We start from the raw sequence: 13,440 nt of genomic DNA, 5'->3' as shown, positions 1-13,440 counted from the left end.
CAGATCCTGCGCAAGGGCCTGTCGCCGTTGATCACCACGATCAGCACCGAAGATGGCGCCCCGGTGATCACCGGGGCCCGGCTGCGGGCGGGCAAGACCAACTCCGGGCGGGGCGCAGCCCGCATGATCGCCCAAGCCATCGCCACCGCCCGCGCCGCCGGGGTCACCGGGCAGATCCTGGTCCGTGGCGACTCGGCGTATGGCAACAGCGCCGTGGCCGCGGCGTGTCGCCGCGCCGGCGCCCAGTTCTCCCTGGTGCTGACCAAGTCCACGCCGGTGGCCGCGGCTATCGACTCCATCGACGAGCATGCCTGGATCCCAGTCAAGTATCCCGGCGCCGTGCGAGACCCCGACACCGGCGCCTGGATCTCCGATGCCGAAGTCGCCGAAACGACCTACACCGCTTTCAGTTCCACCGACAATCCGGTCACCGCCCGGTTGATCGTGCGTCGCGTCAAAGACGCCCGCTACCCCGACGCGCTGTTCCCGGTGTGGCGGTACCACCCGTTTTTCACCGACACCGCCGAACCGGTCGATGCCGCCGATATCACCCACCGCCGCCACGCCATCATCGAAACCGTGTTCTCCGATCTGATCGACGGACCCCTGGCACATATGCCCTCAGGGCGGTTCGGGGCCAACAGCGCATGGATCCTGTGTGCCGCGATCGCCCACAACCTGCTGCGCGCTGCCGGCGTGCTCGCCGGCGGAGCCCACGCGGTGGCCCGCGGGGCCACCCTGCGCCGCAAGATCATTGCCATCCCCGCCCGACTCGCCCGACCACAACGCCGACCCATCCTGCACCTACCCAGCTACTGGCCATGGGCTGATCACTGGCTCACCCTGTGGCGCAACACCATCGGATACAGCCCACCGCTAACCACCACCGCCTGATCACCGGCCCCACAGGCCACAACCGGAGAACACAGGAAAAGCTGGACAGACCAGCAGATACCCCATGCCTCCAGCCCGGAACAGTCACGAAAGCCATACCTCAACACATCAGCGAGGACAGTCCACGGATCGAGGTTAAGGAACGGGAACAGGCTACGGGTGTCAATCGTCCGAGGTCATCCACACGAACTCGCTGCGGCGACCGGGATCTGAGCCCGGGATTCCGCGGGTCGGCGCCCCACCCGGGCCATCACTGTGACCTGGCCCACTTTTGAACCTCGGAGGTCCGTGCTAGACACAGAGGTAGGTTGCTCTCGCGACCCGAGTTGAAGGGGTGCGCCACCATGTTCGACCTCATCGTGCGCAATGGACTGTGGTTCGACGGGACTGATTCCGGACCGCGGCGAGCCACGCTGGGGATTCGCGACGGTCGGGTCGCCGAGGTCAGCTTCGGCACGCTCGAGGAGACCGACTGTCCCGAAGTGATCGACGCTGCGGGCAAGTGGGTGCTGCCGGGGTTCATCGACATCCACACCCACTACGACGCCGAGGTGCTACTCAACCCGGGCCTCGACGAGTCGGTGCGTCACGGGGTGACGACGATCGCGTTGGGCTGCTGCTCGATGTCGTCGGTCTACGCCAGCACCGAGGACGTCGCCGACCTGTTCAGCCGGGTGGAGGCGGTGCCGCGCACCCATGTGCTGGGTGCACTCGAACAGTTCCGCACCTGGGACGGGCCCGAGGGCTATGTCAAGGCCCTCGACGCGCTGCCGTTGGGGCCGAACGTGACGTCGTTTTTGGGCCATTCGGATCTACGCACCTCGGTGATGGGCCTGGGCCGGGCCACCAACACCTGGGCGTTGCCGACACCGGGTGAGCTCAAGGCGATGACCGCCCGCCTCGACGAGGCGCTCGATGCCGGCATGCTCGGCCTCTCCGGCATGGACTCCCCCATCGACAAACTCGACGGGGATCGTTACCGCTCGCGAGCACTGCCCTCCACCTACGCGTGGTGGCATGAGCGGTGGATGCTCATCGATGTGCTGCGCCGCCACGGCCGGATCATGCAGAGCGCGCCGAACATCAAGAATCCGTTGACCGCGGTGATGTTCTTCGCGGCGTCGGGTTCGTATCGGACGCGACGCAAGCAGGTTCCGATCAGCCTGCTGGTGGTGGCCGACGGAAAATCCGCCCCGGGAGCGCATCTGGTTTTGCGTGGGGCCGCGGCGATCGGCAACGCCGTGTTCGGCTCGCGGGTCCGCTTCCAGCATCTTCCGGTGCCGTTCACGCTGTACTCCGACGGAATCGACCTGCCGGTGTTCGAGGAGTTCGGTGCCGGCACCGCCGCACTGCACCTGCGCGACCAACTCCAGCGCAACGCGTTGATGGCCGACAAAGACTACCGGCGCAAGTTCCGCCGCGAGTTCATGCTCAAACGCCATATGCCGGGGATGTGGCACAAGGATTTCCACGATGCGCGGATCGTGGAATGCCCCGATTCGACATTGATCGGCAAGAGCTTCGGCCAGATTGCCGACGAGCGCGGCGAGCATCCGCTCGACGTGTTCTTGGATGTCCTGGTGGAGAACGGCGAGAACAACGTGCGCTGGACCACGACGGTCGGCAACCACCGGCCCGACGTGCTGGACAAGATCGCCCGCGACCCCAATGTGCAGATGGGTTTCTCCGACGCCGGTGCGCATCTGCGCAACATGGCGTTCTACAACTTCGGCCTGCGGTTCCTCAAGCGGATGCGCGACGCCGAGGCAGCCGGCCAACCGGTGCTGCCGCTGGGGACCGCGGTGCACCGGCTCACCGGCGAACTGGGCACCTGGTTCGGGTTGGACGCCGGATTCCTGCGCCGTGGTGACCGTGCCGATTTCGTCGTCATCGACCCGGAAGGCCTCGATGACACTCTCGCCGATTACCACGAGGAGCCCGCCGACTTCTTCGGTGGATTGTCGCGGATGGTCAACCGTAGCGATAAAGCGGTGGTGGCCACCGGGATCGGCGGCAAGGTGGTGTTTCGCGACGGAGCGTTCATCGACGGCTACGGACGCACGATGCAGACCGGGCATTACCTCAAAGCCGGAGAGAAACAGGCGCCCGCTGCGACGGTCGCCTGAACCGCCATCGCTCGGTCGGTGCCTCTAACTGCTCGGAAGGGATCTTCATGACCGATGTCACCCGGATCACCGGCTTCCGCCGCGGCGGGTTGTCCTTCGCGGTCCGCGACACCGGACCGACCGACGGTACACCCGTGGTGCTACTGCACGGGTTCCCGCAGAACTCGTCGTCGTGGATCGCGGTGGCCGAGCGGCTCAACGCCGCCGGCTATCGCACCCTCGCCCCCGACCAGCGCGGCTATTCACCGCAGGCCACCCCGCTTGGCCGGCGCCACTACCGGCTCGGCGAACTGGTCGATGACGTCGTCGCCCTCATCGATACAGCCGAGACCGGGCCGGTACACCTGGTCGGACACGACTGGGGCGCCGCGGTGGCGTGGGGTGTGGCCGCAGGCCACCCGCGGCGGCTGCGGTCGCTGACCGCGGTCTCGGTGCCGCACCCGAGCGCGTTCACGTCGTCGATGCTGCGCAGCAACCAACTAGCGAAATCCTGGTATATGGCGATGTTTCAACTGCCGTGGCTGCCGGAGTGGTTGATGCGCAAGGAGAACGGGATCTTTCAGACGATGCTCACCCGCACCGGGCAGTCGCCGGAAGCGGCGCGTCGCGACATCCAGATGATGTGCCAGGGCGACACCGCGACCGGGGCGCTGAACTATTACCGGGCGTTGCCGTGGTCATTGCCGTCGATGCCGGCGCTGCGCCGACCGATCACCGTGCCCACCCTGCAGGTGTGGAGTGACGGGGACACCGCGGTCGGGGTGAAGGGCCACGAACTCAGCGAGCGGTTCGTCGCCGCCCCCTGGCGGCTGGAGACGCTGACCGGCGTGAGCCACTGGATTCCCGACGAAGCCCCCGTCGAGCTAGCCCGCCTCATCGACGAGCACGCCACCGCGGCGGCGGCCTGAACGTGGACGAGGGCACCGCCGCGGCCGATGCGGCAGGGCCTTAAGACCCTCGCGACCCTATAACGTCATCCCGCGCCAGCCAGGAGTGCACAGCTGCCGCGACACCCCACCTTCTCGGCAACCTGCGACACCGACAGCACCTCCGTCATCTAGGAAGTGTCAAGGATCAACCGACGTGACACACGAGGTTTGTTGGTGGGGCGACCGGGACTTGAACCCGGGACCAACGGATTATGAGTCCGCGGCTCTAACCGACTGAGCTACCGCCCCGAACGCCTGCGGCGCGTCACTATCGTGCCATGCTGTTCCCGGTGGACCCTCGCGGAGACCTCCGTGCTCGCGCGCTGAGGCGCGCCCTCCACCATGCCCGCATCGTCGTCGGGCCGAGGCTGAGCACAGTCCAGCGACTCCCCGTCAGCCGTCGGATTTTCCGGCGGTAACATCCGAACCCGACCCAGCTTTCAAAGACCGCCCGGATATCGGCCACTCCTTTCTCTGACTGCTTCGCCGACCGCTCCGAGCGACAAAGGAGTCACATCATCAAGGTCCTCATCGTCCTCACCTCGCACGACCGACTCGGCTCCACCGGCCGCAAGACCGGCTTCTGGCTCGAAGAACTCGCTGCCCCCTATTACCGTTTCACCGACGCCGGGATCGACCTCACCCTCGCGTCCCCGCAAGGCGGCAAGCCACCACTGGACCCCGCGAGCAACGAACCCGACTTCCAAACCGACGAAACCCGCCGTTTCGAAGCCGACCCGGACGCGATGGCTGCTCTCGCCGACACCGCCCGTCTCGACTCCGTCTCCGTCGATGACTTCGACACGATCTTTTACGCCGGTGGTCACGGCCCACTGTGGGACCTGGCCGAAGACCCTGTTTCGGTCCGCCTCATCGAGGCCACGCTACGGGCAGACAAGCCGCTCGCCCTGGTCTGTCATGCTCCCGGCGTCTTGCGGCACGCCACCAATTCCGACGGCACACCCCTGGTCCGAGGCCGAAAGGTCACCGGCTTCACCAACGAGGAAGAAGCCGCGGTCGGTTTGACCGAGGTCGTGCCGTTCCTCGTCGAGGATGAACTGAAACGCCTCGGTGGCGACTACTCCAAGATCGGCGCGTGGCAGCCCTACGTCGTCACCGACGAACTGCTGGTCACCGGCCAGAACCCGGCCTCCTCGGGTCCCGCCGCCGAGGCACTCCTCGGGCTCCTCGCCAGCCCGTCAGATTAACGTCGCAGCGGGCTGATCGAGCTGCCGCACTATCGTGCTGCGCGTGCGTGCCCGGCTGGCCGCAGGTGGGCGGCGTTCTACGATCGTTTCGAGATGACCGCCGACGCCACAGCACCGGAGACCTTCACCGTCGCCGGCCGGGGTGTGCGCGTCGTCGCCGACCGGCTCGGTGATCCGGCCGCCCCGGCGGTGGTGTTCCTACACGGCGGCGGGCAGACCCGTCGTTCCTGGGGCGCGGCCGCCGCTGCGGTGGCGCGGCGCGGTTGGCAGGCGGTGACGGTCGACCTGCGTGGCCACGGCGAGTCGGACTGGTCCCCCGACGGTGACTACCGGGTGGTCAGCTTCGCCGCCGACGTCGAAGCGGTGCTGCGCCGCCTTCCGCCACGTCCGGTCCTGGTGGGTGCGTCGCTGGGCGGGATCACCGCCATGTTGGTGGCCGGGGAGCTCGACCGCAGGGTCGCCGGGGCGGTCGTGCTGGTCGACATCGTGCCGGACATGGACCCGGTCGGCGCCGGCCGGATCCACACCTTCATGGCCGCGAACATGGACAGCGGCTTCGCGTCCCTCGACGAGGTGGCCGACGCCATCGCCGCCTACAACCCGCACCGCCCGCGGCCCACCGACCTGGCCGGCCTGGCCACCAACCTGCGCCGGCGCGGCGACCGCTGGTATTGGCACTGGGATCCGCAGTTCATCAGCGGCACCGCCGCCCAGCCACCGCTGGAGGTCACCGACGTCAACCGGTTGCACGCCGCGGTCGCGGCGATCCTGGCCGACGACGTGCCCATGCTGCTGGTCCGCGGCCAGGTGAGCGACCTGGTCAGCGAGCAGCGCGCCGATGCGTTCCGGGCTCGCTTCCCCCAGGTGGAGTTCGTCGACGTCCAGGGGGCGGGCCACATGGTCGCCGGGGACCGCAACGACGTGTTCGCCGAGGCGGTCACCGGCTTCCTGGCCCGCCACACGCGGTAGCGGCTACAGCGTGCGCGCCAGCCGCCCGGCCAGTAGTTCGGCGAACCGGGCCGGATCCTCCAACATCCCGCCCTCGGCCAACAGCGCGGTGCCGTACAGCAGTTCCGCCGTTTCTGCGACTGTCGGATCGTCGGCCCGCTCGGTATGTGCCGTCCGCAACCCGGTCACCAACGGGTGCGTCGGGTTGAGCTCCAGGATCCGCTTGCCCACCGGCACCTCCTGCCCCGACGCCCGGTAGATCCGGGCCAGCGCCGGGGTCATGCCGAACGCGTCGGTGATCAGGCACGCCGGCGAATCGGTCAGCCGGCTGGACAGCCGGACCTCTTTGACATGTTCGTCGAGGGTCTCCTGCAGCCACGCCAGCAGGTCGGCGAAGTCCTTCTCCTGCTCCTTGCGTTCGGCCTCGTGGGCGGACTTCTCCTCCTCGGTGTCGAGGTCCACCTCGCCCTTGGCGACCGACTGCAGCGGCTTGCCGTCGAATTCGTCGACCACGCCGACCCAGACCTCGTCGACCGGATCGGTGAGCAGCAGCACCTCGTATCCGCGGGCCTTGAACGCCTCCAGGTGCGGTGATTTGAGCAGCTGCTCGCGGGATTCCCCGGTGGCGTAGAAGATCTGGTCCTGGCCCTCCTTCATCCGCTCGACATACTGCGCCAGCGTGGTGGATTCCTCCTCGCTGTGCGTGGAGGCGAAGGAGGACACCGTCAGCAACGTCTGCTGGTTCTCGGTGTCGGAGAGCAGCCCCTCCTTGAGCACCCGGCCGAACTGGCTCCAGAAGGTGCGGTAGTCCTCGGCCCGGTTGGTCTGCAGCTCCTTGACCGTCGAGAGCACCTTCTTGGTCAGCCGCCTGCGGATCGCCGCGATCTGCCGGTCCTGCTGCAGGATCTCGCGGGAGACGTTGAGCGACATGTCCTGGGCGTCGACCACGCCCTTGATGAAGCGCAGGTAGGCCGGCATCAGGTCGTCGCAGTCGGCCATGATGAAGACCCGTTTGACGTACAGCTGCACCCCGGTGCGGGCGTCGGCGTTGAACAGGTCGAACGGAGCGTGCGACGGGATGAACAGCAGCGCTTGGTATTCGAAGGTGCCCTCGCCGCGCATCGCGATGACGTCGAGCGGGTCGTCCCAGGCGTGCGCGATGTGCTTGTAGAACTCCTTGTATTCGTCTTCGGAGACTTCGTCTTTCGGCCGCGCCCACAGTGCCTGCATCGAGTTGATCGTCTCGACCTCGGTGGTCACGGTCTCCTCGCCGCCCTCCTCGGCCGGTGGCGTACGCCGCTCGACGGCCATCCGGATCGGCCAGGCGATGAAGTCGGAGTAGGTTTTGACCAGATTGCGGATGGTCCACTCGGCGGTGTAGTCGTGCAAGCCGTCTTCGGCGTCCTCGGGTTTGAGGTGCAGAGTCACCGAGGTGCCCTGTGGCGCGTCGGCGACCGTCTCGATGGTGTAGGTGCCCTCCCCGGTGGACTCCCACCGGGTGGCGTCACTGTCACCGATCTTGCGGGTGAGCAACTCGACCCTGTCGGCGACCATGAACGCCGAGTAGAAGCCGATGCCGAACTGGCCGATCAGCTCTTCTGACGACTCCTCGCTCTTGGCCTCGCGCAGCCGCTGGCGCAGTTCGGCGGTGCCGGATTTGGCCAGGGTGCCGATCAGGTCGACGACCTCGTCGCGGGTCATGCCGATCCCGTTGTCGCGCACCGTCAGCGTGCGCGCGGCCGGGTCGGTGTCGATCTCGATGTGCAGATCGGCGGTGAGTTCGCCGGACGGGTCGAGGTCCTTGTTGCGGAAGGTTTCCAGCCGCAACTTGTCCAGCGCGTCGGAGGCGTTGGAGATCAGCTCCCGCAGGAACGAATCCTTGTTGGAGTACACCGAGTGGATCATCAGATCCAGCAGTTGGCGGGCCTCCGCCTGGAACTCCCGCTGCTCGACACCCGCGTTCATGCCATTCCCCTCACACCGGATTTCGTCTCGAATTTTTCGTTCCGAATTTAGCGACGAGCGCATCACGCCCGCCACCGACCCATGATCGGCCATCGCTGCTCGCCGTCGGCAGCCGGGCTCACCTGCCCCGATACGCTCTGCGGCCGAATCGGGCTAGCGTCGAGGCATGGCTTCAGACGACGCTCGAACGGTTTTTCACGACGTCATCGTGGTCGGCGGCGGCTTCGCCGGGGTGGCGGTCACCCGTCGGCTGGCCCGCAAGGGCGTCGACGTCCTGCTGGTCGACAAGAACAATTATCACCAGTTCCAGCCGCTGCTCTACCAGGTCGCCACCGCCCAGATCGGCACCTCGGAGGTGGCCCGCCCGCTGCGGGCGATCTTCCGCCGCTACCGGCGGGTGCGTGTCGTCGTCGACGAGGTGACCGGCGTCGACCCGGCCACCAAGCAGGTGACGCTGGCCGACGGCACGATCTGCCGCGCGAAGGCATTGGTGCTCGCCCCCGGCGCATCGGCGAACTACTTCGGGATCGACGGCGCCCGCGAGCACACCTACCCGCTCTACAGCCTCGACGACGCCATCCGGTTGGGCGCCAAAATGGTCGCCCACCTCGACGACGCCGACTCCCCCGCCGGCATGAAACGCACCCTCGACCTCATCGTGATCGGTGGCGGTCCCACCGGGGTCGAGTTGGCCGGCGCGGTCGCCGAGAACGTCAACACCGCGATCGCCGCCGCCTTCTCCGAGGAGTTCGCCCGCGGAATCCGCATCAAGCTGGTCGACATGGTGCCCACGGTGCTCGGCCCGTTCTCCGACAAATCGCAGGCCTACGCGCGCGAACAACTGCAGAAGATGGGCGTCGATTTGCGTCTCGGGGTCAAGGTGACCGAGGTCCGTCCCGACGGGATCACCCTGGACGACGGCACGACGCTGGACGGCGACGTGATCGTGTGGGCGGGTGGGCTCAAGGCGCCGCAACTGATCGCCGACACCGCGTTGCCGCAGGGCAAAGGGGGCCGCGTCGACGTCAACCCCGATCTCACCGCGCCCGGCTTCGACGGCGTGTACGTGCTCGGTGACAGTGCCAACATCACCGACAGCAAGGGCCGGCAGCTGCCGCAGCTGGGTTCGGTGGCCCAGCAGTCGGGCAAGTGGGCGGCCCGCAACATCGTCGCCGACCTGACCGGGCGCGCGCGGACACCGTTCCGCTACCTGGACAAGGGCATCATGGCGATGATCGGGCGCGGCGCCGCCGTGGCCGAACTCGGACCGCACCGCCGCCAGATGCAGGGCCCGATCGCGTTCCTGTCCTGGCTGGTCGTGCACGCCGCCCTGCTCTCCGGGGTGTGGCAGCGCCTCGGGGCGGCCGCGTCCTGGGCGGTCAGCTATCTCACCCCCAGCCGCCCGCAGATCGTGCTCGGGCACGTCGACACGGATTGACATCGCCGCTGCTCGGGTAGGCTTTTCCGGGATGGTCGAGATCGGACGCATCACCGGCATCTGGCGGTATCCGGTGAAGTCGATGGCAGGACACCGGGTCAGCACCGCCGAGGTCGGTGAGCTGGGGGTGCACGCCGACCGGACCTGGGCCGTGCGGGATCTGGAGAAGGCGGCGACCACCAGCGCCAAGCGGCTGGCCGGTCTGCTGCTGTGCACCGCGCGGTATGTCGGACCGCCGCCGCCGGAGGCGGGCCCCGGCCACGCCCCCGAAGTGATCATCGAGTTCCCGGACGGCACCGAGATCTCCAGCTCCGACCCGCAGGTTCACGCGGCGCTGTCGTCGTACCTGGACCGCGATGTGGAACTGCGGCCGCTGCCGCCGATCGAGGACCGCGACCAATACCGCGGGACGATGGCGACCGCGTCGGACATCCACTCCTACTTCGGACTCGATCGCGACGAGCCGCTCCCCGATCTGTCGATGTTCCCGGTCAAGAAGCTCGCGGAGCTGAGTCGCTACATCACCCCGGTAGGCAGCTACGTCGACGCCTACCCCATCCACGTGATCACCGAACAGACCCTGCAGACGATGGCCGGGTTGGCGCCGGGCTCGGATTTCGATGTCCGCCGCTTCCGGCCCACGATCCTGGTCGACGCGGTCGACTCGGGCGATTCCCCGGAGACCGACTGGTGTGGGGGCACCCTGATCGCGCCCGACGCCGAACTCCGACCGCTGCTGCCGACGGTGCGCTGCGTGATGCCGTCGCACGCGCAGTACGAACTGGCCCGGGACCGGCAGATCACCCGGACCCTAGCCGCTCATTCCCGGCACTGCCTCGGCGTCTACGGCACGGTCGCCCGGCCCGGACGGCTCCGCGAGGGCGACCCGATCCGGTTCCGCCCGGCCGACCACTCACTTATCGCCACCACCGCCGGGGCCGGCGCGGCAAGGGTCAAGCGCCTGCTGATGAAGGCCGGCACCGCGGCGATCTCCCGCGGCGTGCAGTTCAGCCGCCGCTGAAGTACTACTGCGCCTGGCTCACCGAGGACATGTGGAAATCGGGGATCCGCAGGGGCGGCATCGACGCCCGGGTGGCCCAGTCCCCCCATTCCCGCGGCAGGGTCGGCTCGCCGGCGCCGGCCTCGGTGGCGCGGCGCAGCAGATCCAGCGGGCTTTCGTTGAACCGGAAGTTGTTCACCGCGGCGGTCACCGCGCCGTCCTCGACCAGGTAGACGCCGTCTCGGGTGAGTCCGGTCAGCAGCAGCGTGGTCGGGTCGACCTCCCGGATGTACCACAGGGTGGTCAGCAGCAGCCCGCGTTCGGTGGCCGCGATCATGTCCTGCAGGCTCGCCTGCCCGCCGGTCATCAGCAGGTTGTCGGCGGCGACCGCGACGGGAGCGTCGTACTCGGCGGCGTAGGCCCGCGGGTAGGCCAGCGCGTTGATGACACCGTCGCGGATCCAGTCCACCCGGTCGATGTCCATGCCGTTGTCGAACACCGACACCGTCTCCGAGGAACTGGTGGCCGCGACGAACGGGGTGCACCTCAGCCCCGGTGCGCGCGGATCGGAGTACAGGGTCAACGGTAGGTCACTGAGCCGCTCCCCGACCCGGGTGCCGCCGCCGGACGCGGACAGCGCGGTGCGGCCCTCCTGGGCGCCACGTCCGGCCATGCTCCAGCCGAGGTAGATCAGCATGTCGGCCACCGTCGAGGGGGGCATCAACGTCTCATAGCGGCCGGCGGGTAACTCCACGCTGCGCGCCGCCCAGCCCAGCCGGGTCTCCAACTGCTCGAGCAGCGAATCGGTCGGAACAGCAAGGAAATCCGGTGTGGCCACCCCGGCCCACGCGCTGGCGCCGGCCTGCTTGGCGTTGATCTCCACCGAACCGGTGGGCTGGGTGAACCGGCGTCGCAGCCCGGTCGAGGAGGCGACGAACACGGTGTCCATCTCGTGGCGGGCGAAACCGTACAAGGTCGCGGCGCCGCCGAACCCGCGCCCCAGCGGACCGATGAGCTCGCCGAAGGTCTCCGGCCCGGTCCCGGGGACGTCGTCGTCCCAATCCGCGGGTGGGTCGCCGGCGCCGAGCAGCGGGGCGGCGTCGCGGGCCGGGGAGGCGTCCGCCGCGGCCACGGCGGACGCGGCGACCAACCCGGGCAGCGCCGCCGGGTCCACTTCAGCGGTGGTCCGCGAACCGACCCGAGCGCCGGAGTCGTCACGACGGATCGAGATGACCGTGGTCTCGCGGCTCACCGAGGCGCCGTTGGTGGTCATCGAGTTGTTGGCCCAGCGCAGTGACGCCTGCGCCCGGTCGACGACGACCACGATCGTCTGCTCCGCCCGGCCCAGCCGGGCGGCCTCGGCCAGAGCCAGGTCGACGACCTGCTGCGCGGGGATCATCGGCCGGCCTCACTGCGCGTGTTGAGCACGTTGACGCCACGGAACAGCGCCGACGGACAGCCGTGGCTCACCGCGGCGACCTGGCCCGGCTGAGCCTTGCCGCAGTTGAACGCTCCGCCGAGCACCCAGGTGCGCCGCCCGCCGACGGCTTCCATCGAGTTCCAGAAGTCGGTGGTGGTGGCCTGATACGCCACGTCACGCAACTGCCCGTCGATGCGGCCGCCCCGGATCCGATAGAACCGCTGACCGGTGAACTGGAAGTTGTAGCGCTGCATGTCGATGGACCAGGACCGGTCTCCGACGATGTAGATACCGTCGTCGACGCGGCCGATCAGATCTTCGGTGGAGAGGTCCTCACGGCCGGGCTGCAGGGACACGTTGGCCATCCGCTGGATCGGCACATGGTGCGGGGAGTCGGCGTAGGAGCAGCCGTTGGAGCGGTCCTGCCCGAGCCGCGGTGCGAACACCCGGTCGAGTTGGTAGCCGACGAAGACGCCGTCGCGCACCAGATCCCAGCGTTGCGCGGCCACGCCTTCGTCGTCGTAACCGATGCTGGCCAGCCCGAACTCCTCGGTGCGGTCGGCGGTCACGTTCATCACCGGCGAACCGTAGCGCATACTGCCGAGCTTGTCCGGGGTGGCGAACGAGGTGCCGGCGTAGGCCGCCTCGTATCCGATGGCCCGGTCGTATTCGGTTGCGTGACCGATGGATTCGTGGATCGTCAACCACAGGTTCGACGGGTCGATCACCAGGTCGGTGGGTCCGGCCGAAACGGTGGGCGCCTTCATCTTCTCGGCGAGCAGCACCGGCAACTGCGCCAACTCGTCTGACCAGTCCCAGATCTCGTCGCCGGCGACCAACTCCCAGCCGCGTGCGGTCGGCGGGGCCAGGGTGCGCATCGAGTCGAATCCGCCTTCGGCGGTGTCGACGGTGAGCGCGGACAGCGTCGGCATGAGCCGAACCCGCTGCTGGCTGATCGACGAGCCGTAGGTGTCGGCGTAGAAGCTCTGCTCCTTGACCGCCATCAGCGCCGCGGTGACGTGGTCGACGCCGTCGGCGGCCAACAGCCGGCCGGAGTAGTCGTCGAGGACGGCGATCTTGTCGGCGGCAGGGACGTCGAACGGGTCGATGTCGTAATGCGACACCCACGTCGCGTCGGAGTAGACCGGCTCCGGCGCCAACTCGACGCGTTCGCGGTTCAGCGGCGCCAGGGCCCGGGCGACCGCCACCGCACGCCGGGCCGTCTCGGCGGCGACATCGGTGGACAGTTCGGCATGCGAGGCGAAACCCCAGGTCCCGTCGACGATCACCCGGACCGCCAGCCCGAGTTCGCGGGTGACCGCGGCGGTCTCCAGGTCGGCGTCGCGCAGCGCGATCGTCTCGGTGGTGATGCGGTGTATGCGCAGGTCGGCGTGGTCGGCGCCGGCGGCGGTGGCTGCTGCCAGCGCCGCGTCGGCCAGCTCGGTGCGGGGCAGCGCGAGAAACTCCGCGTCGATGCCGCGTTTCGGTGTCACCCCTTCACCGTAGCCACCG

Annotated in this window: 10 protein-coding genes and 1 tRNA gene; 7 read left to right on the top strand and 4 right to left on the bottom strand. The window is 68.3% G+C overall.

Annotation, left to right across the window (positions count from 1 at the left end; genetic code table 11):
- The 3 genes from AWC30_RS04325 to AWC30_RS04315 all read left to right on the top strand — a co-directional run.
- The coding region (locus AWC30_RS04325) for an IS1380 family transposase (RefSeq protein WP_109561915.1) at positions 1-894 on the top strand (894 nt) is incomplete at its 5' end.
- Positions 895-1,238: 344 nt separating this feature from the next.
- Positions 1,239-3,020, top strand: coding sequence for an N-acyl-D-amino-acid deacylase family protein (locus AWC30_RS04320; protein WP_085108954.1), 1,782 nt, complete (start codon positions 1,239-1,241; stop codon positions 3,018-3,020).
- Positions 3,021-3,067: 47 nt separating this feature from the next.
- Complete coding sequence (locus AWC30_RS04315; RefSeq protein WP_085108953.1) at positions 3,068-3,928, top strand: alpha/beta fold hydrolase; 861 nt, start codon at positions 3,068-3,070, stop codon at positions 3,926-3,928.
- Between the two features lie 193 nt (positions 3,929-4,121).
- Here AWC30_RS04315 and AWC30_RS04310 read toward each other — a convergent pair.
- Positions 4,122-4,198 (bottom strand) — tRNA-Ile (locus AWC30_RS04310).
- A 206-nt stretch (positions 4,199-4,404) separates the two neighbouring features.
- On the opposite strand from AWC30_RS04310, the gene AWC30_RS04305 reads away from it, so the two are divergent.
- Positions 4,405-5,157 carry a type 1 glutamine amidotransferase domain-containing protein gene (locus AWC30_RS04305; protein WP_308214382.1) on the top strand — a complete coding sequence of 251 codons (753 nt, stop codon included), beginning with the start codon at positions 4,405-4,407 and terminating at the stop codon, positions 5,155-5,157.
- A gap of 93 nt (positions 5,158-5,250) precedes the next feature.
- Positions 5,251-6,126: an alpha/beta fold hydrolase gene (locus AWC30_RS04300; RefSeq protein WP_085108951.1), complete on the top strand. Its 876-nt coding sequence runs from the start codon at positions 5,251-5,253 to the stop codon at positions 6,124-6,126.
- A 3-nt stretch (positions 6,127-6,129) separates the two neighbouring features.
- Here the strand turns inward: AWC30_RS04300 and htpG are convergent, their stop codons facing one another.
- Positions 6,130-8,070, bottom strand: coding sequence for a molecular chaperone HtpG (gene htpG / locus AWC30_RS04295; RefSeq protein WP_085108950.1), 1,941 nt, complete (start codon positions 8,068-8,070; stop codon positions 6,130-6,132).
- Between the two features lie 166 nt (positions 8,071-8,236).
- Here htpG and AWC30_RS04290 point away from each other — a divergent pair, with 166 nt between their 5' ends.
- Together AWC30_RS04290 and AWC30_RS04285 are read left to right on the top strand one after the other, a co-directional pair.
- Positions 8,237-9,508: an NAD(P)/FAD-dependent oxidoreductase gene (locus AWC30_RS04290; protein WP_085108949.1), complete on the top strand. Its 1,272-nt coding sequence runs from the start codon at positions 8,237-8,239 to the stop codon at positions 9,506-9,508.
- 31 nt (positions 9,509-9,539) lie between these two features.
- Positions 9,540-10,529, top strand: coding sequence for an MOSC domain-containing protein (locus AWC30_RS04285; RefSeq protein WP_085108948.1), 990 nt, complete (start codon positions 9,540-9,542; stop codon positions 10,527-10,529).
- 4 nt (positions 10,530-10,533) lie between these two features.
- Here AWC30_RS04285 and AWC30_RS04280 read toward each other — a convergent pair whose 3' ends face one another.
- Positions 10,534-11,907, bottom strand: a complete 1,374-nt coding sequence (locus AWC30_RS04280; RefSeq protein ID WP_085108947.1) for a metallopeptidase TldD-related protein — start codon at positions 11,905-11,907, stop codon at positions 10,534-10,536.
- On the bottom strand, positions 11,904-13,421 hold the full coding sequence (locus tag AWC30_RS04275) for a TldD/PmbA family protein (RefSeq protein WP_085108946.1): 1,518 nt from the start codon (positions 13,419-13,421) through the stop codon (positions 11,904-11,906). The genes AWC30_RS04280 and AWC30_RS04275 overlap by 4 nt, the downstream gene beginning before the upstream one ends.
- Positions 13,422-13,440 lie beyond the last annotated feature (19 nt).

It is taken from the genome of Mycolicibacillus trivialis (assembly GCF_002102395.1).
In the GTDB taxonomy this organism is placed as follows: domain Bacteria; phylum Actinomycetota; class Actinomycetes; order Mycobacteriales; family Mycobacteriaceae; genus Mycobacterium; species Mycobacterium triviale.
Note: the sequence above shows the minus strand (reverse complement) of the source record. Positions and strands in the feature narration are given on the sequence as shown.